This window comes from Clostridium sp. UBA7339, from assembly GCF_002470865.1.
Lineage (GTDB): Bacteria > Bacillota > Clostridia > Clostridiales > Clostridiaceae > Clostridium_J > Clostridium_J sulfidigenes.
This window is the reverse complement of record NZ_DKPI01000006.1, coordinates 1129676-1148143: the sequence shown is the minus strand read 5'-3', so window position 1 is coordinate 1148143 and position 18468 is coordinate 1129676. Positions and strand designations below refer to the sequence as shown.

Below are 18468 nucleotides of genomic sequence, written 5' to 3'. Positions count from 1 at the left end.
TGAATATAGAATTTTAGGTACAAAATTAAGCCTTTCATGTATTAAAGGTTTAAGAAAAATTTAACATAAGATACAATAGTAACAAGTTAGTAATATGTAATTCGTTATATTAAATCTAGGCTAAACAATTATGTAAAAATAATGTGCGCACATTATTATATATTAATAAAATATTAGGGGGAATAATTACATGAAAAAGAAAATTTTACTAAGTCTACTACTAGTAGCTGGACTTGGAATTACTGGATTTGCAACAAATGCAGAGGCTGGAGACATAAGTGATAGACCATTTAAATTTTATTTTAGTATGAAGGGTAGTGTTGCACATACAGAACGTAGAGCAAAATATGATTCAACTTCTGCTTATATGAAGTTTGGTTGGATACAAGATGGTGCAGGCGGATACCATGTAAAAGTGGTTGATGAAAATAGTAATGATTTTTCAAAAACTTGGTGGAGTAGATCTTTTAATGAATATGTACCAAATGGAACAGAAGAGTGGATCCCTAACTATGCTTATGAGGATAGAGGATATGGAGTAAAGGTTAAATTAAGAGGCGAAGGTCATGGAGGAGCAGTATCATCAGGAATTTGGAGTACTGGTGGAGAATGGAGTCCAGATTCAGTTGGAGGAAATTAAAAAAAAAGTTTATGCTATACCAGCTAAAACTGGTATAGCATAATTCTGATAGGAGAAGTTTATGATAAAGATTGAAATAAAAAGAATATTTAAAAGAACATCCTTTTATGTAGCTCTTTTAGTAGGAATAACAATAGCTTCTTTAGAAGTTTTTAGTAATAATCATATAAGATTAAGTTCACAGGATTTTATAGACTTTTCAAATGGAGCTTATAATAATTTAATGCTATATAATATTGGAAAGTATGTACGAATGCTTCAAATGGTATTTCCATTAATTGTTACTGTTGCTTTTGCAGATGCTTATTTAGAAGATGTAAAAAGTGGTTTTATAAAAAATATAATCACAAGATATGACAAGAAGAAGTATTTAATTAATAGGTTTTTGGTAAACTTTGTTGTCAGTGGATTAATTATAAGTATTCCATTGATAATAAATTATATGTTATATGCATCTTTTATTCCTAGTATAGAGCCGAAAGTATTTTTTAGTTCATCAGTTTTAGAACCAAGAGATTTTTTACCCTATATATACTTTAACTTTCCATTACTACATGTATTTTTAAGAATTTTCTTGTTATTTATATATGCAGGAACCTTTAGCAGTATTGCATTAGCTGGTAGTATATATTTTAGAAATAAATATGTTATTACAATTATTCCTTTTATAGTTTATATAGCAATGGATGTTATAATCACTATGGTATTAAACTATAGATATTCTCCAATGATATTTTTATTTAGTCCTACAGGGTATAATCATATATTTATAGCTATTCCACTTATACTAATCATAGCTTGTTTTTCCATATTTATAAATGGAGGAATGAAAAATGAGCTTATTTAATAATTTAAAAAGAGAAATTAAGAATAAAAAAAAATATTTTATTTTAGTTACAATATTTATTTTAATTTATTCATTAGCTTTTTATTTTATGATGTATTCAATAGAAGATAAAGCAGTAATAAGTATTATTTCAACCTTAAATGGACAAGGTGGAATGGCAGGAGCTGTAGCCTTTATATATTTATATACACCTATTTTATTCTTTGGAATTAATTCTCACATAAAAAGTAGTGAGAAGGAAAGCTTCATAATAAAGATGAAGAATCGTAAGAATATATTTTATAGTCATGTAATTTTTGTAATAGCTCTTTCAATCATTATATCTATGCTCATAATATGCTTAGGATATTGTATTGGAGGGGTGTATGCAAGTGGTTTTAAAAATCTATGGCCTAAAAATGATCCCTTATACGCATCGCCACAGTATGGAAATTTAAATGTACTTGAAATTTTAAATTCTATACCAATATATATGGTGATTTTAAAAACCTTTATATTAAAATTCATGGGACTTTCTATACTAGGATTTTTTATTTTAATATTAAGAAGTGTTATAAATAACAGTGGAGTATTAGGTATAGCAGTATTGGTCATTCCCTTTATAGATGTTGAATTTTTAAATGGCATACTGTTTATGGACAAGTTTTCTTTGAGCATAGAGAGTTGGGTTAATCCTAGTTATTTTTTAATAAATATTATATATTTAATTTTCCTTCATATAGCTCTTTATTTAATAGGTAAAGAGATTTATAAGAATAAAGATTTTATAAGTAAAGGATATTAGTATAATGGATAATTTAAAATCATTTAAAAATATATTAAAGTTAGATTTGATTCATGGATTTAATTTTTATAAGAAAAAACTCATATTATTTTTAGCTATCATGCTTATTTTGAATATAGGATATATAGGAACTATAAATAATTATAATGGAAATTTAATGGATTTATTTTTCACTATATATAAAGATTTATGGTTTAATGAAACATCACTAGATATTCCTATAAATTGGTTAATTATAAATGTTTTTTTAGTATTCATTTTAGGAGATTTTATTAGTGAAAATATTAAAAAAGATTCCAACTATATTTTACTTAGAAGCAAAAAAATTTTTTTATACTGGATATCAAAGTGTACTTGGATTGTTATAAATGTGATTTTTGTATATTTAGTACTAATGGGTTTAACCTATTTATTAGGGGGAGCAGCTTTAGGATTTAGTTTAGGAAATAGTAGCTTAATAGATAATGAATTAGCTATTAAAGTACCCCATTTTACTATTCTTATGTCAATGATTACAACATATATATTAACAACCATAGCGTTGGTATTTATGCAATGTACACTATCAATAGTAGTAAATTCTAGATATTGTTTTTTTATAACAACTGTAATTTTAACAATGTCTATAGTATCTAAAAATAAATTTCTTATAGGAATTCATTCTATGGTTTTAAGACATAATTATTTTAATATTGAAATTGGGTTATCAATAACATTTTCAATTATTTATACAATATTGATAAGTGTTATATTGATGATTTTGGGATATAAATTATTAAAACATAAAGATTTTATATAATAATGAGGTGTATTTATGAATGAAAATTATTATTTAAAGGTAGAAAATCTATCTAAAGAAATAAAGAATGCAAGAATTCTTAATAATATAAATTTAAACCTTAATAAAGGAAAAATATACGGATTTAGAGGGAAAAATGGTTCAGGAAAAACTATGTTATTTAGAGCTTTGTGCGGGTTAATAAAGCCCACAGAGGGAAGAGTAGAAATTGATGGACAAGTATTAGGAGAGAATATTTCATTTCCTGAAAGTGTGGGGGTTGTTATTGAATATCCTGGTTTTTTACCAAACTTAAGCGGCTATGAAAATCTTAAGCTTATTTCTGAAATTAATAATAAAGTAGGAGCTAAGGAAATTAAAGAAATTATATCAGCTGTAGGATTAGATCCTGAGGATAAGAAGAAGTTTAAAAAATACTCTTTAGGTATGAAACAACGCCTAGGAATAGCACAGGCGCTAATGGAAAACCCAGAGCTAATAATATTGGATGAACCTACCAATGCATTAGATTCAGATGCAGTATTATTGATTAAAGAATTACTTATCAACATGAAAAATAATAATAAGTTAATTTTATTAGCAAGTCATGATAAAGAAGAATTAGAGGTTTTATCAGATGAAATTTTTTATATAGAAAATGGTTCTATTGTTAATCATGAAATATTAAGGGAGGAGCAGTAATGAAAAAAAGTAAAATAGCAATATTTTTATTAATTATTGTCTTGTTAATATTTGGATATCGCTATTATAAGGTTAATCATAATGTTCCTTTAAAATATACAATGGAATATTACGAAAATGGAAATTATGCAGATTGTGAAGGCCTTGAAGTAAAAATACTTTCAACAGAAGTTAGAAAAACTGATGCTACAAATAAAATCGGAACAGAGTTTATAGAACTTGTAGTGAATTCAGAAATTGTGAACACCACATCTGAGGTGAAAGATGCTAATACTTTTCAAGAATCTGCAATAGTAATAGATTGTTATAGTGCCTATGCAGGTCCTGTAAAGCTAGATAAAGGTGATTTGAAAAATATTCAACCAGGAGAGAAACTATTAGTTACACAGGTGTATACTCTTGAAAAGGAACGATATGAAAAAGGAAAAGAGAGTGTGTATATGTATTTAGGAACAAAGCTATATCCTAATGAAATAAAGGAAAAATTTCATGAAGGCATTAGATATAGAAAGGCACTAAAGGTTTAGGGGGAAAATATGAATAAAAAATCTAAAGGTTATATAATAGCAATAGTATTAACAATAATAGCGGCATCCCTTGTTGTGTATGAAATTAAATCAAATAGAGTTAATCTTAGTATTTTTAATAAGGAAGAAGAAGTTATACCATGGGAAGAGGAAAAGAAAGTAAGTAATGATAACAAAGAAGTAAAATTATCACAAGAAGAAGAAGCGATGTTAAAGGAAGATCCTATAGGTGAAAAAATAAAAAAAAGTTTTAATTATTCTGATAAGGAAGAGATACATTATAAAATGCTTAATGCTGTAGACAATTTTAAGACATGTAAGGGAGAGTTTATTGAAGAAAGGTCCAGTGGAAACTCTCGTATGAAATGCACCTTTGCAGTTGATACAGAAAATAAAACTTCTGTAAGTGTAGATAATTCTGAAGGAAAAGAGCCTATAACTTTAATTTATCATGATGATAAAAGAAAAGTTTTTGATGATAATGATAAAAGCTATAGAGAATTTGAAGAAATTCAAAACAAGAGAAAACCTACAATAGTAAGACCAATTAGATTATATTTAAAACCAGATCTAAGCAGAGCAGACCTTGGATATTTAGGGGTAAGCCAGTATATTATTTCTTCGAATTCACTTCCCCATACTTTATTTATTTATGAAGATTGGGATTATACAGAGTCAACTTTTATACAAAGAGATGTGTATAAGCTAGAAGGAGTAATTGATCCAGCACTATCTAATATGGAACAAGGTAAGTTTTCTTTAATTATGGATAAGGAAACTGGAATAATACTTCAATTTCTATCCTTTGATGATAATGGAAATGTAAAACACAAATTAGAATGTACTAGTTTGGAAGTAAATATTCCAATAGATGAAAGTGTATATAATAAAGATGTTTCTGAATATACTAAAAAATGATAAATTACAATATAAATTGAGGTATGAAAATGAAAAAAGAATTCACAATTAAAGTAGTTACTGCTTTAAGTTATGTTAATATAATATAATATGTTTTATTGGAGTCCTTGTAACTGCTTTAGTTGGCGGAATATTTATTGATCTTCTTCCACTTGTTTTAATGCTATTTTGTTCTATGGTGGTTACAAAAATCATTTTGGAAAATATTAAAAGGGTAATTAAGGTTATGTGTTTTTATTAAATAAACTCACTACATTAATAAATGCAACTTATATCTATGGATATGTTTGAAGGTGTATAGCACAGTTTCAAAAATAATGTCTATAGATATTTTTTGTTTCTATATTCTTGAAAATCCTTAAGACTTAAGAAAACATGTTTATAAACGATAATTGTAAATGTAGTAATTATGAAAAAATACATGATTTTATATAGACAGGGGGATTTATTAAGGATGAAGAAAATTAAAGAAAGAACATACTTGAAGAAGTTTTCAACCTTTATTATAGGATTGGTACTCGGATGGTTTGTCTTTTTATTTATTTTTGCCAGTGGAGAAGGAGTAGAACCATTAACAGATTTTCAGGGAAAATTGGCTTGGGCATGTTCATTATTAACAATGATAATTTTTGAATTGGTATCAGAGTTTAATTATTTAAAAAAATTAGAGTTAACATCTGCTTCTTTGAAAAGTAATATTAGTGTATATAAAGAACGGGAAAGAAAACTATTATCTAAAGCTGAAGAAATTGTATTCAAGTTTTTTCAACATGAAAGTGATATTCAAAAATCAGTAACTTCTTTAAGAAGTGGAAAGCTACAAGAAGGATATAGTGAAGAGAAAGATAACAATGGGTCAGTAATTTCCTTGAAGGATTTAAAGGTAACTGTAGAAAGTTATCCAGATTTAAAATCTGACAATCATATTTCAAAGATATTAAACCAGCTAGAAGAATCACAAAATATTATAATGAACTCTAAAGTACGTTATAATGAATATGTATCTTATTATAATGTTGGCATTGCAAGCTTTCCGTCAACTATTTTATCTGGATTATGGAAGCTGAAACCACTGAAATTTTATGTAGATGATGACATTGATGATATAGATGTATAAGTGATTAGTAAAATAACTTTATGTATATATTAGTATCATATTAAATATTATAGGTGGCAAATGCTGCCTATATTTTTTGTGATCAACTTTAAAACTATATAAAAAAGAGTCTAAATTCTAAATAAAATGTTCACAATTACTTGACAAAATTATAACATTTTTATAATATTTAACATAGTGACCAAAATTTTTTAAAAATATTTTATGCCATAGATAAAGGTAAATCTATCGAAAGGTAGAGACGCAAAGCTATGGGCCTAAGGTTTTACTAAACTATGACAGCAAAGTCGCCTAGAGTATATATTTTTGTTTTTGTTAAATAAACTCACTACATTAATAAATGCAACTTATATCTATGGATATGTTTGGAGGTGTATAGTACAGTTTCAAAATTAATGTCTATAGATATTTTTTGACTATTTTTATTAATGAAAAGACCAGCTAGTAATAGTCAATAGTTCTTTAAAAAAAGTTTTTAGTTTAAAAAAGTGTATGACAAAAAGTATTGTCCAAAAGCCGAATAATACAAAAACTGGAAACAGTTTTCAGCCGGTTAGGCTGCTACTTTATTCGCATTTTCTAGGTACATCTTTTGATGGACTTTAGGCAAACGCTGCTCATATTCTTTTTGGTTACGTAGAACTGCAAATATATAGTTTATAAGCTTATGCATAACTGCAACAAGAGCAACTTTCTTTTTCTTACCGGATAGGTTAGTTTTATAGTATTCTAGTAAGATTGGATTGATTGCTTTACCATTGCTGCTTGTCCTAATGGAGGCTAAAGCGACAGCGTATAAGGCTCTACGCCCAATTCGGGTACTACGCTTAGATATTTTATTCTTATCGCTTTTGAATTTGCCAGATTCGTTAACTGATGGATCTATACCAAAGAAAGCAACTAAATGCTTAGGTTTCAGAAATCCTTGAAAATCTCCGATTTCAGTTAATAGAGTTACAGCTGTTAAGAAACCTATTCCTGGTATGGAAAGTAGCAAATCTACATTTTTCTTAAAATAAGAGGATAGTCTTTCGCTAGAAACTTCTATTCTTATATCATTAATTAGTAGATTTATTTCCTTATCAAAGTTCTCAATGATTGAAATAGTACTTAAAATTTTTCTTTCAAAGCTTAAGGCAGGTATACCGATTTGCTTAGCATTATGAGCCATTTTAAGTAACTTTTCATAGGTATTATTACACCAGACTAAGTTCTTTTTAGAGATTGTTCTTAAAATAGTCATAACATCTTCCTTAGGAGCATTTATAATAGCCTCTGGACTTGTATATTGTTTTAGAATATTAATAGAGGTCGCTCCAGTTGTATCGGAAAAAACCGATTGATATCCATGAAAGAACAATCTAAGATCACTAGACAGCTTTTTCTTATAAATAGATCTTGTATCAACATATTTGTAGTAATCACGGCATAAACACTTTAAAGCAAAAATGTTGATATCAAGAAAGGTGTAAGCTTTTATATTTTGAAATTTACCTATTTTAGCAATAGAAATAGCATCTTTCTTACCATTTTTCACTTTTCTAATATCACTATTTTTGTTACAATTAGTAACTAGAGGGTTTATAACGTACTCCTCTAAATTATGGTTTTGTAGAAAGTGGAAAAGAGATAAGTGGTACACGCCAGTGGACTCCATGAAAATGCCGGTTTTCATGTTAAAATCTTTTTCCACTTTTTCTATTTCTCTCAATAAGTGGTTAAAACCATCCACATCGTGTGCAAATTTAAAAGGCTTTCTGTGTAAATCACCGTTAGGTGCTAGTATTGCTACTATTGAAAAATCTGCTGATACATCAATACCAACAACAGGATTATAAAAATATTTTGACATAATCAATATCTCCTTACTTTTAGTTATTTAGAGATAGAATAGAATATCCACTCTATCAGTGAGTCTACAACCTCGTTTGTGACACAGGTAATTCCCGAGGATTAGTCCCTGCGGGAAACCCAACCAGCTAAACCATAGAATTCTCACTGATGGATTGATACGCTTTTTTACGGGTATTATCTCTACGAGATTCCCAGGGGGGATCCATATAACTTCTATTCAGGAGATATTATACAATGATTTTAAAAATAGGTTAAGTTTCCTTTTAGGTATTTAGATAGAAAACATTATTAAGAAGATTCTAAGTGCTCTAGGGGAATTAATAATATGAATAAATTTAAATAATATAGTTTAAATGTTCGCTAGTAAGATATGATGTTTTCTATCAAATGTTATAGCTATATTATACGAGGGGAGTAATGGATGAAAAAAATAAAAACATTTAGTAAGATTATTTTAGTTTTACTTTTAGTTCAATTCATGTATGCAGCGAATTTATCAAGGGAAGTCAAAGCAGTAGAAGAGGATAATTCATCGGTACAAGAATTCATGGAGGTAAGAAAAGAGACTGTAGGATTTGCATATCAATATAAAGATAAGACTATTGTTAATAATGCGGTTATTTTTGATAACAATATTAAATTTTTTGTTGAAGAAAATGGGAAAAAACATATAATATCTGAAGACTTTGATCTTATAAGATATTTAGAGTTAATTGGAATATATAATGAGAATGCTTATGTAGTTTCAACACAAGATAAAAAGAAATCTATATATAAGGTAGACCTAAATACATATAAAATGGAGTTTGTAAAGGATGTTCTAACTTATGGAGATGGAAAAGCATACATAACAGATTACACAATAGATTCAAATGGAGTATTTTGGTTTGAAGCAATAAAAAGCAATATACCAATATATAGTTCAACAGGAAGAATTATAGATTATAATACGAAATATATAATATACAATGATAAAGGATTTTCACATGAAGTCTTAAGGTTACAGGACAGTGATTCAACCTATGATACTTATGGACAACTTGTTAAGGGACCAGATCAAGGTTTGTGGTTTAGCAAATCCTTCAAATATGGTAAAGATAATAAAATTTGTAAGATATCAAAAGATAATAATATTAAAGAATATTCAATAGATACTAATAGTTTAATAGAATCTGTAACACCTGGAGTAGATAATACATTATTTGTAGGCACTAGAGAATTTATAAAAACAGAAAGTGGATATAAACAAGGAAAATTTAATGTTAGGAAATATAAAATAAATAATGATATACTTGAGTTAGAGAGTGAGTATAGCTTTGAAGATGAGACTATTGGAGTAACATTCGATTCCAATAGAAATTTATGGACAAATGACAACGGTGTCATCTCTAAGTTAGAGAATGATAAGTTAGTAAAGAAATATATTGTTAAGGAACATATGAAAGGTATTGATGTTTATGATGATAAGCATCTTGTTGCATATGGTATGGTAGGGGTAGGATATACACCAATATCTATAGGAGATTCAAATGAAGAACCAAGGGATAATAGCAATACAGATACCAATAGTAATACTGATACAAATAGTAATAGTACTGATAAAAATGGTAATACTAATTCAAGTAATAATGCTAATACTAGCGTAAGTAATACTAATACTAGTGTAAGTGATAATACCAATGAAGTTAAGGATAATAATGTTGATTTAAATAATAGGGATAATGCAAGTAAGGGTACTGATTCTTATATCAATAGTAATACTAATTTAAGTAGTGATACTAATAGGGTACAAGAGACTTTAGGTTTGGATAAAGTAACTGCAGCTGTCAGTGATAAAAAAGAGATTTTGCCTACGACTAAAACAGAAGAGAAGAAAGAGGATACTAAAGCTGAGGCAGTTGATACTAATACTAGCAAAAATGCTATAGTTGAAGAAAATAAAACAGTTACTAAGAAAGACTCAACAAAAAACTTTACTAATGTAATCTTTATAACATTAGGTGTTATATTAATTATTAGTTCTGTAGGATTTTGGGTAAAGAAGAATAAAAAATAAGTAGTGAAGGCTCTGAGAATATGAAATTCTCAGAGCTTTAATTATTTATTTTTACTTTCATGCAATGAATTTATCCTTTTAAGCAAAATTGATGATATTTAATGCTATTTATGATAATATTTTAAGTATAATATAAAAATTATAATGTTTTAACATAATTATCATAAAAATTATGTTAAAGAACATAAAAACAAGGCTATAATTAGCTAAATATGGGGGTAAAAATCTATGAAGAAGAGAATTTTAGCATTACTACTTGTAACTACAATGGCAATTACAATGGTAGGCTGTGGTGTAAAGGACTCAGACCATGGAGATAAGGCAGAAAAGAAAACAGAAAGTAACGGGGGAGAGATGTCTTCACAAAAAAATTTATTTGATGTAGAAGTAACATTGCCTGCAGCATTTTTTGACGGAAGTGATAAGACTACTATAGAGACAGAAGCAAAAGCAAAAGGGGTACATGAAGTCAAAGTCAATGGAGACGGTTCTGTAACCTACATTATGGATAAGAAAACTCACAAAGAGTTATTAGCAAGTATGAAACAGGCAGTAGAAGACAGTATTAAGGAGACTTTAGCTGATAAAGAAAATTATCCTTCTTTTGCAGAGATAAAATATAATGATGATTTGACACAATTTGATATTATGGTTGATAAAGCATCCTATGGTGGACTTCAACCTTTTGTAGCAGTAGGATTTTATATGTCTGGAAATATGTATCAAGCTATGAATGGAAAATCCTTTGATACAGCAAAAACCATAGTGAACTTTAAAGATAAAGCTACAGGAGAAGTCATTGAGAGCGGGGATTCTTCAGCGCTAGGTAAGGGTGGAGAATAGGTTATAAATTTAAAGGGGAGTTATATTCATATATAAAGAATAGCTATTGATGAAATAAAAATAATAGGGGTTTTCTTAAAGTAAAATAACTTAAATAAATGGTGAGTATGCACTTATATTAAAGTACATGCTCACCATTTTTAATAAGATTAGTGATATATTATAGTTTACATAGTAACTTTATATATAAAAAATATAAAGGCAAGGGTTATGATAGTAGTAAGTATACAAATTGTATATCCTATCTTTTTAGAATTTTTCTTATAAATATAATCTAAGCCATCTAAAAATCCAAGTGTAGTAGCTGAGATTAAACAGAATATAGATACTATCCTAAAGGTAATATCATTTTTATTAGGGGTATAATAAACCATGTAAAATAAATAAAAAAGTGACATAAAAGATATAGTAGTTAGTAATGTCTTAAATTTTTTCATTGTGCCTCCTGAGTTTTATATTCTTTGAAGTTTTTAGGATTATTTCTAATTATATATAAAGTATATACTAATAAGTAATAATTTTGAAGGGAAGGTATAATTGGTTATTGGATATATTAAATAGTTAAAGGATTAGAGTTAAGATACTCATTAAAAAGTTCAAGTCTGTATCAGAGGAATATAAAGAAAAAATAAGAAAATTACCAGAGGACACTATAGATGTAATAGCTACCGATATATTTGACTTAGAAGACATTAGAGATGTAGAGAAGTATTTTTAGTAAATAATCAAAAGCTAATGAGGTTATCGCACTAAAAATTATTGCAATAGTTTTTTGTCTAAAAAAAGGGGCTGTCCCATTAACATAAGATAAATATGCTAACGTGACAGCTTTTTGTAGGTCCATAGAAAATTTGATGATATTTTATGTCTTATTTACTCTTCCTCAAGCATTTTCAGTATTTTTGCAGTTATATGAGCATATTCCACATTTCCTCTATCTCTAGGTCTATCCATATTAACATCAATAATGCTTCTAATATTTCCAGGGTTTTTGCCCATTACTACAATTTTATCAGATAGATAAACAGCTTCATCTACTGAGTGGGTTACGAATAGAATTGTTTTCTTATTTTTCTCCCAAATATTCAAAAGCTCTCTTTGTAATATTATACGAGTATAGGCATCAAGTGCTCCGAAAGGTTCATCCATTAAAAGAACTTCAGGATTATTAGCCAAGGCTCTTGCTATTGCAACTCTTTGCTGCATTCCACCGGAAAGCTCATAAGGATATGCATTTTCGAATTCTTCCATATTTATTAACTTCAAATATTTTCTTGCTTCTTCTAGTCTCTGTTTTTTAGGTGCTTTTTTAAACTCAGCACCTAGAGCAATATTATTTATAACGTTTTTCCACTGGAGTAGAGAATAATGTTGAAAAACCATACCAATCTCAAAGGATGGCTTAGTAATCTCTTTGCCCTTGAAAAATACATTTCCCTTTGTTGCTTTTTCTAAACTGGATATAATTCTAAGTAGGGTTGACTTTCCACATCCAGAGGGGCCTACAATAGATATAAAATCATTTTCTTGGACTGATAGGTTTATATCTTTTAAAGCATGTACCTCTAGTGAACCCCCTGTAATAAATGTTCTGCTAAGATTTGATATTTCAATATAATTTTCCATACTATCACCCCTATCTTACTTTACTTTGCCAGGAAAAGTATTTCTTTTCTACGATTCTATAAATTCCATCAAGGCTTGCTCCTACAGCACCAATACAAATCATTCCTGTGATAACCAAGTCAGTTCTGCCGAGTTCATAAGCATGGGTTATTAAATAACCAACACCTGATAAGCTACCTGGAAGCATTTCTGCAGATACTAGGCAGGACCAAGCAATTCCGAGGCCTGTCCTAAGTCCTGTTATAATAGTTGGGGCAGAGGCTGGTAGGAGAATTTTAAAGAATATATCCCTTTCTGAAGCTCCAAGAACCTTTGCAGATTCTACTAGCGTTTTGGGAACAGTTCTAACAGCAAATATAGTATTTGTAAGTACAGGGAAGAAGGTACCTAAGCCGATAATAAACATCATTGAGAACTTAAAGTTATTTAAAAAGGCTTGGAGTTCTCCGCCCTCTATTTTAAAAACTGTTGAAAAACTTGCTACACCAAACCACGCCAAAACTAAGGGTACCCATGCCAGTGGTGGTATAGGTCTAAATATATTAATAAAATTATTAAATAAATTATATACCCTTGCCTTATATCCCATTAACAGACCTAATGGAATGGCAATAAATACACCTACAATATATCCAAGAAGTACTCGAGTTAAACTAACTAAGACATTTACAGGTATTGATCCAAGGCCGATAAAATCGTTTGTGGCATGAGCAAAGTTATCTAAAACTGATACTATTCTTGGCAAAATTACAGCATTATTAATCCTAAAGGAGAGTATATGCCATAATAGTATAAATAGAATAGGCACTAATAACTTCCACAATATTTTTTTTAGATGTTTCAAACCTTTAACCTCCCTCTATAAAAAAGCTTCCTAGCATAAATTAGGAAGCTTTTCCATAATGATAATTCTATTCTAAAAATCTAAAATCAAAAACTAGTTTCTTGACTTTTTCAAAATCTAATCCCTTTAGTTGTCCATTAAATTTATCCATCTCATTAAGTTTTTCCACATATATTTCTATACCCTTATACCAATTTTCTGATGGAGCTGTGAAGTATTTTATCTCACATTTATTAATGGTTTCTTCTGATACACCAATAACTTCTGCCATAATCTTTGACACTTCTCCATGGTGTTCAGTACAATATTTTGCGTTTGCAGCTACAAGCTTTGTAAAAGCTTTAGTTACCTCAGGATAATCATTGATAGCTTTATCTGTAGCAGCAAATACACAACATGGGAAGTCATTCCATTGACCGTTTTCTGGGAAGTCCTTCAGATTTAATGCTATTTCACCTAAACCTTTTTCTTCTGCAGCTTCAGGATGGTGTGATGGCCCTACCCAAGCATCAACTTGCTTGCTAGTTAAAGATGGCAATAGATTGTTTGAACCTTTAAGATCAACTAAAAGAACATTTGCTGAAGTATCACTTGGATTTTCAGTTACCTTTAACCCTTGGGCTTTTAAAACTGATTCAATTACTATTCTAGGTCCACTTACTGGTGAATGATAGCCAAGTTTAAGTGGTTGTTTTAAATCTAATATGTGTTTTTTTATATCATCCCAATTCTTTAAATTAGTGTTTGGTGGAAATACTAAGGCAATTCCATCACTTTGGAAAGGTGCTGCAATTTTTAATTTAGCTCCATTGTCTACAGCAGTAAGGAAAGCTGTATTTGATCCAAATCCATAATCCACATGCCCTTGACTCATAAGATTAGCAGTTTCAGATCCACCTTTACTAGGAACAAAATTTAAGATAGCTATTTTCTTACCATTTTCTAATAATTCAAATTTATCCTTAGAAAGTGGATTGAAATATACTCCAGTTTCTTTAAATAGCTCAGGTTTTTTTGTAGCAACATTCATTATACCTGTATGTAATTCGTTTCCCCAGCTCATAGTAAGCTCTGGTACCTTTTCATCGGATTTAGAAGCTTCTTCAGTAGAGGCTGGTGAGCTTGTGTTCTTTGATGCTTTCTTTGAATCACATCCAAAAGCAAAAACAAGGATTGATAATGCTAATAATAAAATTAGTAATTTTTTCATAATATCCTCCTAAAAATAAATATTTACAAACAAGTAGAATTATATAAATATATAGCATTTAAGTCCAATTAAGTTTTTAGATAATAAAATCTTTATGTATTTGTTTTTATAATAGGTGAATCTGTAGTATGTATATTTAAACACTATTATTTAATTAACATTACTAATTACTTATATGAATTCAGCAACAAATATAAAATTAATCAATAGTAAGAACAATAAAAAATAAGCCAATGACATCATTAACGTCATTGGCTTACATTTTATTTATTACTTATTATTGGTTATAATATATTTTTTTATATCTTCAACATCTTTTTTTACTTCTTCTATTATCATTAACTTATCGGTTATTTTCGATATTATCTCTTGGTAGTTCTTTTCTCTTTCTTCTTGCTTTTCATCTCTTTTTTCTTGAGCTTTTAATATATAAAACAATAGAAATATGCTGAGAACTGCCCATATACCTTGCGATAGAGCCATTTTTAATATTTCAGCTTCCATTTGCTTTAGTATCCCCCCTTAACTTTAATCAAGATATTATTAAACTTTTACTCATGCTTAAAATATCCCTTATTACTATATATGCAGATGTGTTTATTAATGCAATCAGCTAAAGAAAGGCTCACCATAATCTTTTATGATGAGCCTTAAATATTATATTAAATTTCTACGTTGAATATCCAACCTTCTGGTGCTTCTATATCGCCAGCTTGAATTCCTAGTAAAGTTTCATAAAGTTTTCTAGTTACTGGGCCAACTTCTGTTTCGCTATGGAAAACGTGTTTGTTTTCTTTATGTTGGATTGCTCCGATTGGAGTGATTACAGCTGCAGTACCGCAAGCTCCAGCTTCTGCAAATTCACCTAAGTTATCTATTAATACGTCTCTTTCTTCTACCTTCATACCTAAGTTATGCTCAGCTAAGTATAATAGAGATCTCTTAGTTATACTTGGTAATATAGATGGAGATTTAGGTGTAACAAAGGTACCATCTTTAGTTATTCCAAAGAAGTTTGCAGCACCTACTTCTTCTATTTTTGTATGAGTTGCTGGATCTAAATAGATACAATCAGCAAAGCCTGCTTTAACAGCTTCTGCATGAGGTAATAAGCTTCCAGCATAGTTACCACCAACTTTAGCAGCACCAGTTCCCATAGGAGCAGCTCTGTCAAAGTCAGAAGTTATGAAGTTAACTGGAGCCATTCCACCTTTGAAGTATGGTCCAACTGGTGTAACAAAGATTCCAAATATATATTCCCTAGCTGGACGAACACCTACATTGTCACCTACGCCTATTACGTAAGGTCTAAGATATAGTGTTGCTCCACTTCCATATGGTGGGATAAGTCTTTTATTTGCTTTAACAATTCTTCTGCAAGCATCTAAGAAGAATTCTACTGGTACTTCTGGCATTAAAACTCTTCTACAGCTTTCATTTAATCTTTTAGCATTTTGATCAGGTCTGAATAAGCATACTTTTCCATCTTTATGAGTATATGCTTTTAAACCTTCAAAACATTGTTGTCCATAATGCAAGCATGTTGAACCTTGGCTAATTGTTATTTTATCATCTTCAACTAAGTTTCCTTCATCCCATTGTCCATCTTTATAATGAGAAATAAAATTAAAATCTGCCTTTAGGTAATCAAACCCTAATTCTTTCCAATTGAATTCTTTTTCCATTACCAAATCTCCCCCTAATAAAATTAACTTTTTTATTTGATTTTTTAATGTGTAGTTAACATAATCCTTAATTTTCAATGAAATCGTATACTTGCAAATTGAACTATGTAAATGAAATCGTATACTTTTATATGTTTAAAAAATTTAGAATTATGTGCCTATAATACTATACTAACACTTTTAAATATTTTATCAATAATTTTTCATGATTATATTAATACTATATGTATATTAATGAAAGGAGAAATTAGAAATGAAAAAAAGATTAACCGTTGAAGGTATGACTTGTGGAAAGTGTGTTACCAATGTTAAAACAGCATTACAAGGAGTTCATGGGATTGATAATGTGGATGTACACCTAAAATCTCAAATAGTAGTGGTTGATGGAACAGATTCTGTTAATGATAAAGAAATGAAGTGTGCCATTGAAGATGCAGGTTATATAGTAGAAAAAATAGAGCAGGATTAGCTTAAAAAAGTAATGGAATACCTTTTACCTTTAAAAATGCTTTTGCTTAAAGTTTAGCAAAAGCATTTTTTATTTAGCATAGTCTTAATAAGTTAATATAAGGTATCTTAATTTAAAAGAAAGTTTTAACAGGCTTTACGTATTACTGCAACTTAACCTATAGACACATCAATTACTTTAGCTACATAATCATCCATACCTGACTTTGCTAGTATAGTGATAGACTGTGGCGAATTGCTTGAAATTTTAGCACTATAAGCTTCAGCACCATTTACATCTAATTGTTCGGCTCTATTTATAGTTATTTTATTTTTATCCGCAACCTTATAATCCTCAAGAATATCTGCAACTCGATTTTCTAAGTCTCCAGTAGGGCATTCAAGTATTTTTATTCTGTCAATTGCTCTTTCAAGGTTTTCCATAGGTTTTTTCCTCCATTATTTTATTAAAAAGTCTATTGTATTGTAAATCGTAATTAGTATTTCCTATAATGACTTGCTTTATCAATGAATTTAATCAAGGGAACATTCTTTAGAGTGGGTAAAATCTCTGGAATAAAATGTTATGGGGTCAGACCCCCAGGAATAAAATGTAAGGGGGTCTGACCCCATTACAAAAATTACAATGTAAATAAAAAGGTATTATGGTATATATTGAAGAATAATATATCAGTATTATTTTAAGAAGACATGGAGGGATATTAATGTACAATCCAAATGAAATTAAAAGTTTTTATAACAACTATGGTGAGAGAGAATGGCAGAGGTTAGAGCTTACACCTTATGATAGGATTAATTATTATCTTCACATGGATTTTCTTAAGGACTATATAGGAGAAGGCAAAAAGGTTTTAGATGCTGGCTGTGGAGCAGGGAGATTTAGTATAGAATTAGCTAAACTAAAAAATAGGGTTACTTTATTTGATATATCTACAGAGCAGTTAAGAATTGCCGAAGATAAATTAAAGGAAAATAATTTGATGGCTTATATAGATGGGATTATAAATGGAGATTTAGCGGATTTATCAATGCTTGAAGATAATACCTTTGATATGGTGATTTGTTATGGAGCGCCTCTTAATTATCTTTTAGGGAATGTGGAAAAGGCTGTTAGGGAGCTGGTTAGAGTTACGAAACCAGGTGGACAAGTTCTAGTTAGTGTAAATAGTAAATGGGGAGTGATAAGAACACAATTAGGTAGGGAAGATTTTGATTATGTATCCTTCTTTGGAAAACCTAATTATTGGTATATACCTGAAGTTGTGGAAACTGGTAATTTACCAAAACATGAGTTAGTGTCTCATCCTGAAAGACATTTCTTTGAAGCAGAAGAGTTAGAGGCTTTGCTATCAACTTGTGGATTAGAGAATATAACCCTAGGCGGAAGTCCTTGTATATCTAGTGGGTTTAGGAAAGCTGTAAATGACATTGAGAAGGATAAGATAGCTTGGGAGACTTTACTTGAAATGGAACTTAAGTCTTATTGTAAGAGAACTTTAGCTGATAACGGAGAGTTTTTATTAGCTAGAGGTGTTAAGATGGAATAAAATGTAATGGGGTCAGATCCCA

At 29.3% G+C, this 18468-nt stretch carries 21 protein-coding genes and 1 riboswitch; of the genes, 13 read left to right on the top strand and 8 right to left on the bottom strand.

All coding sequences use genetic code 11. The features are described from left to right. Window positions 1-190: 190 nt before the first annotated feature. From B2S02_RS08785 to B2S02_RS08750, 8 genes are all read left to right on the top strand, one after another. Window positions 191-640: a hypothetical protein gene (locus tag B2S02_RS08785; RefSeq protein ID WP_346878098.1), complete on the top strand. Its 450-nt coding sequence runs from the start codon at window positions 191-193 to the stop codon at window positions 638-640. 61 nt (window positions 641-701) lie between these two features. Continuing rightward, complete coding sequence (locus tag B2S02_RS08780) at window positions 702-1487, top strand: hypothetical protein (RefSeq protein WP_346878099.1); 786 nt, start codon at window positions 702-704, stop codon at window positions 1485-1487. Continuing rightward, on the top strand, window positions 1474-2271 hold the full coding sequence (locus tag B2S02_RS08775; RefSeq protein ID WP_346878100.1) for a hypothetical protein: 798 nt from the start codon (window positions 1474-1476) through the stop codon (window positions 2269-2271). The genes B2S02_RS08780 and B2S02_RS08775 overlap by 14 nt, the downstream gene beginning before the upstream one ends. A gap of 4 nt (window positions 2272-2275) precedes the next feature. Further along, window positions 2276-3070, top strand: a complete 795-nt coding sequence (locus B2S02_RS08770) for a hypothetical protein (RefSeq protein ID WP_346878101.1) — start codon at window positions 2276-2278, stop codon at window positions 3068-3070. 15 nt (window positions 3071-3085) lie between these two features. After that, window positions 3086-3751 (top strand): ATP-binding cassette domain-containing protein, encoded by a 666-nt coding sequence (locus B2S02_RS08765; RefSeq protein ID WP_346878102.1) that lies wholly within the window; start codon window positions 3086-3088, stop codon window positions 3749-3751. Then, window positions 3751-4278 carry a hypothetical protein gene (locus B2S02_RS08760; protein WP_346878103.1) on the top strand — a complete coding sequence of 176 codons (528 nt, stop codon included), beginning with the start codon at window positions 3751-3753 and terminating at the stop codon, window positions 4276-4278. Before B2S02_RS08765 ends, B2S02_RS08760 begins: the two co-directional genes overlap by 1 nt. Window positions 4279-4287: 9 nt before the next feature. Continuing rightward, window positions 4288-5196 carry a hypothetical protein gene (locus B2S02_RS08755; RefSeq protein WP_346920571.1) on the top strand — a complete coding sequence of 303 codons (909 nt, stop codon included), beginning with the start codon at window positions 4288-4290 and terminating at the stop codon, window positions 5194-5196. 454 nt (window positions 5197-5650) lie between these two features. Next, window positions 5651-6313, top strand: a complete 663-nt coding sequence (locus B2S02_RS08750; RefSeq protein WP_346920570.1) for a LemA family protein — start codon at window positions 5651-5653, stop codon at window positions 6311-6313. Between the two features lie 208 nt (window positions 6314-6521). Then, window positions 6522-6608, top strand: a riboswitch (cyclic di-GMP riboswitch). A gap of 258 nt (window positions 6609-6866) precedes the next feature. On the opposite strand, the gene B2S02_RS08745 is transcribed toward B2S02_RS08750, so the two are convergent. After that, the gene (locus B2S02_RS08745; protein WP_346920569.1) at window positions 6867-8165 is read right to left on the bottom strand and encodes an IS110 family transposase; all 1299 of its coding nucleotides are present in this window, start codon (window positions 8163-8165) and stop codon (window positions 6867-6869) included. A gap of 423 nt (window positions 8166-8588) precedes the next feature. On the opposite strand from B2S02_RS08745, the gene B2S02_RS08740 reads away from it, so the two are divergent. Further along, window positions 8589-10223 carry a hypothetical protein gene (locus B2S02_RS08740; protein WP_346920568.1) on the top strand — a complete coding sequence of 545 codons (1635 nt, stop codon included), beginning with the start codon at window positions 8589-8591 and terminating at the stop codon, window positions 10221-10223. Between the two features lie 228 nt (window positions 10224-10451). Next, the gene (locus B2S02_RS08735; protein ID WP_346920567.1) at window positions 10452-11066 is read left to right on the top strand and encodes a hypothetical protein; all 615 of its coding nucleotides are present in this window, start codon (window positions 10452-10454) and stop codon (window positions 11064-11066) included. 167 nt (window positions 11067-11233) lie between these two features. Here B2S02_RS08735 and B2S02_RS08730 read toward each other — a convergent pair whose 3' ends face one another. After that, window positions 11234-11503, bottom strand: coding sequence for a hypothetical protein (locus B2S02_RS08730; RefSeq protein WP_346920566.1), 270 nt, complete (start codon window positions 11501-11503; stop codon window positions 11234-11236). A 131-nt stretch (window positions 11504-11634) separates the two neighbouring features. On the opposite strand from B2S02_RS08730, the gene B2S02_RS08725 reads away from it, so the two are divergent. Further along, the gene (locus B2S02_RS08725) at window positions 11635-11784 is read left to right on the top strand and encodes a DUF4351 domain-containing protein (RefSeq protein ID WP_346920676.1); all 150 of its coding nucleotides are present in this window, start codon (window positions 11635-11637) and stop codon (window positions 11782-11784) included. A gap of 155 nt (window positions 11785-11939) precedes the next feature. On the opposite strand, the gene B2S02_RS08720 is transcribed toward B2S02_RS08725, so the two are convergent. The 5 genes from B2S02_RS08720 to B2S02_RS08700 all read right to left on the bottom strand — a co-directional run bounded on the left by B2S02_RS08720 (window position 11940) and on the right by B2S02_RS08700 (window position 16431). Continuing rightward, complete coding sequence (locus B2S02_RS08720; protein ID WP_346877664.1) at window positions 11940-12692, bottom strand: ABC transporter ATP-binding protein; 753 nt, start codon at window positions 12690-12692, stop codon at window positions 11940-11942. Between the two features lie 10 nt (window positions 12693-12702). Further along, window positions 12703-13536 (bottom strand): ABC transporter permease, encoded by an 834-nt coding sequence (locus tag B2S02_RS08715; RefSeq protein ID WP_346877665.1) that lies wholly within the window; start codon window positions 13534-13536, stop codon window positions 12703-12705. Window positions 13537-13603: 67 nt separating this feature from the next. Beyond that, window positions 13604-14746 (bottom strand): ABC transporter substrate-binding protein, encoded by a 1143-nt coding sequence (locus B2S02_RS08710; RefSeq protein ID WP_346877666.1) that lies wholly within the window; start codon window positions 14744-14746, stop codon window positions 13604-13606. 270 nt (window positions 14747-15016) lie between these two features. Next, complete coding sequence (locus B2S02_RS08705) at window positions 15017-15250, bottom strand: BhlA/UviB family holin-like peptide (protein WP_346877667.1); 234 nt, start codon at window positions 15248-15250, stop codon at window positions 15017-15019. Window positions 15251-15408: 158 nt separating this feature from the next. Beyond that, on the bottom strand, window positions 15409-16431 hold the full coding sequence (locus B2S02_RS08700) for a branched-chain amino acid aminotransferase (RefSeq protein ID WP_346878407.1): 1023 nt from the start codon (window positions 16429-16431) through the stop codon (window positions 15409-15411). A 253-nt stretch (window positions 16432-16684) separates the two neighbouring features. Between B2S02_RS08700 and B2S02_RS08695 the strand changes: the two genes are divergently transcribed. After that, entirely contained in the window at window positions 16685-16900 is a 216-nt protein-coding gene (locus B2S02_RS08695; RefSeq protein WP_346847135.1) for a heavy metal-associated domain-containing protein, read from the top strand. Between the two features lie 152 nt (window positions 16901-17052). Here the strand turns inward: B2S02_RS08695 and B2S02_RS08690 are convergent, their stop codons facing one another. Next, on the bottom strand, window positions 17053-17322 hold the full coding sequence (locus B2S02_RS08690) for a hypothetical protein (protein ID WP_035130968.1): 270 nt from the start codon (window positions 17320-17322) through the stop codon (window positions 17053-17055). Between the two features lie 281 nt (window positions 17323-17603). Here B2S02_RS08690 and B2S02_RS08685 point away from each other — a divergent pair, with 281 nt between their 5' ends. Further along, entirely contained in the window at window positions 17604-18446 is an 843-nt protein-coding gene (locus B2S02_RS08685) for a class I SAM-dependent methyltransferase (protein ID WP_346847136.1), read from the top strand. Window positions 18447-18468: the final 22 nt, after the last annotated feature.

What these genes read in the sequence shown, in the direction of transcription:
- B2S02_RS08760 (WP_346878103.1), top strand. Translation starts at nt 3,751, where the DNA reads ATGAAAAAAAGTAAAATAGCAATATTTTTATTAATTATTGTCTTGTTA.
- B2S02_RS08705 (WP_346877667.1), bottom strand. Translation starts at nt 15,250, where the DNA reads ATGGAAGCTGAAATATTAAAAATGGCTCTATCGCAAGGTATATGGGCA.
- B2S02_RS08730 (WP_346920566.1), bottom strand. Translation starts at nt 11,503, where the DNA reads ATGAAAAAATTTAAGACATTACTAACTACTATATCTTTTATGTCACTT.
- B2S02_RS08770 (WP_346878101.1), top strand. Translation starts at nt 2,276, where the DNA reads ATGGATAATTTAAAATCATTTAAAAATATATTAAAGTTAGATTTGATT.
- B2S02_RS08710 (WP_346877666.1), bottom strand. Translation starts at nt 14,746, where the DNA reads ATGAAAAAATTACTAATTTTATTATTAGCATTATCAATCCTTGTTTTT.
- B2S02_RS08750 (WP_346920570.1), top strand. Translation starts at nt 5,651, where the DNA reads ATGAAGAAAATTAAAGAAAGAACATACTTGAAGAAGTTTTCAACCTTT.
- B2S02_RS08690 (WP_035130968.1), bottom strand. Translation starts at nt 17,322, where the DNA reads ATGGAAAACCTTGAAAGAGCAATTGACAGAATAAAAATACTTGAATGC.
- B2S02_RS08735 (WP_346920567.1), top strand. Translation starts at nt 10,452, where the DNA reads ATGAAGAAGAGAATTTTAGCATTACTACTTGTAACTACAATGGCAATT.
- B2S02_RS08700 (WP_346878407.1), bottom strand. Translation starts at nt 16,431, where the DNA reads ATGGAAAAAGAATTCAATTGGAAAGAATTAGGGTTTGATTACCTAAAG.
- B2S02_RS08745 (WP_346920569.1), bottom strand. Translation starts at nt 8,165, where the DNA reads ATGTCAAAATATTTTTATAATCCTGTTGTTGGTATTGATGTATCAGCA.
- B2S02_RS08740 (WP_346920568.1), top strand. Translation starts at nt 8,589, where the DNA reads ATGAAAAAAATAAAAACATTTAGTAAGATTATTTTAGTTTTACTTTTA.
- B2S02_RS08780 (WP_346878099.1), top strand. Translation starts at nt 702, where the DNA reads ATGATAAAGATTGAAATAAAAAGAATATTTAAAAGAACATCCTTTTAT.
- B2S02_RS08775 (WP_346878100.1), top strand. Translation starts at nt 1,474, where the DNA reads ATGAGCTTATTTAATAATTTAAAAAGAGAAATTAAGAATAAAAAAAAA.
- B2S02_RS08720 (WP_346877664.1), bottom strand. Translation starts at nt 12,692, where the DNA reads ATGGAAAATTATATTGAAATATCAAATCTTAGCAGAACATTTATTACA.
- B2S02_RS08755 (WP_346920571.1), top strand. Translation starts at nt 4,288, where the DNA reads ATGAATAAAAAATCTAAAGGTTATATAATAGCAATAGTATTAACAATA.
- B2S02_RS08785 (WP_346878098.1), top strand. Translation starts at nt 191, where the DNA reads ATGAAAAAGAAAATTTTACTAAGTCTACTACTAGTAGCTGGACTTGGA.
- B2S02_RS08695 (WP_346847135.1), top strand. Translation starts at nt 16,685, where the DNA reads ATGAAAAAAAGATTAACCGTTGAAGGTATGACTTGTGGAAAGTGTGTT.
- B2S02_RS08765 (WP_346878102.1), top strand. Translation starts at nt 3,086, where the DNA reads ATGAATGAAAATTATTATTTAAAGGTAGAAAATCTATCTAAAGAAATA.
- B2S02_RS08685 (WP_346847136.1), top strand. Translation starts at nt 17,604, where the DNA reads ATGTACAATCCAAATGAAATTAAAAGTTTTTATAACAACTATGGTGAG.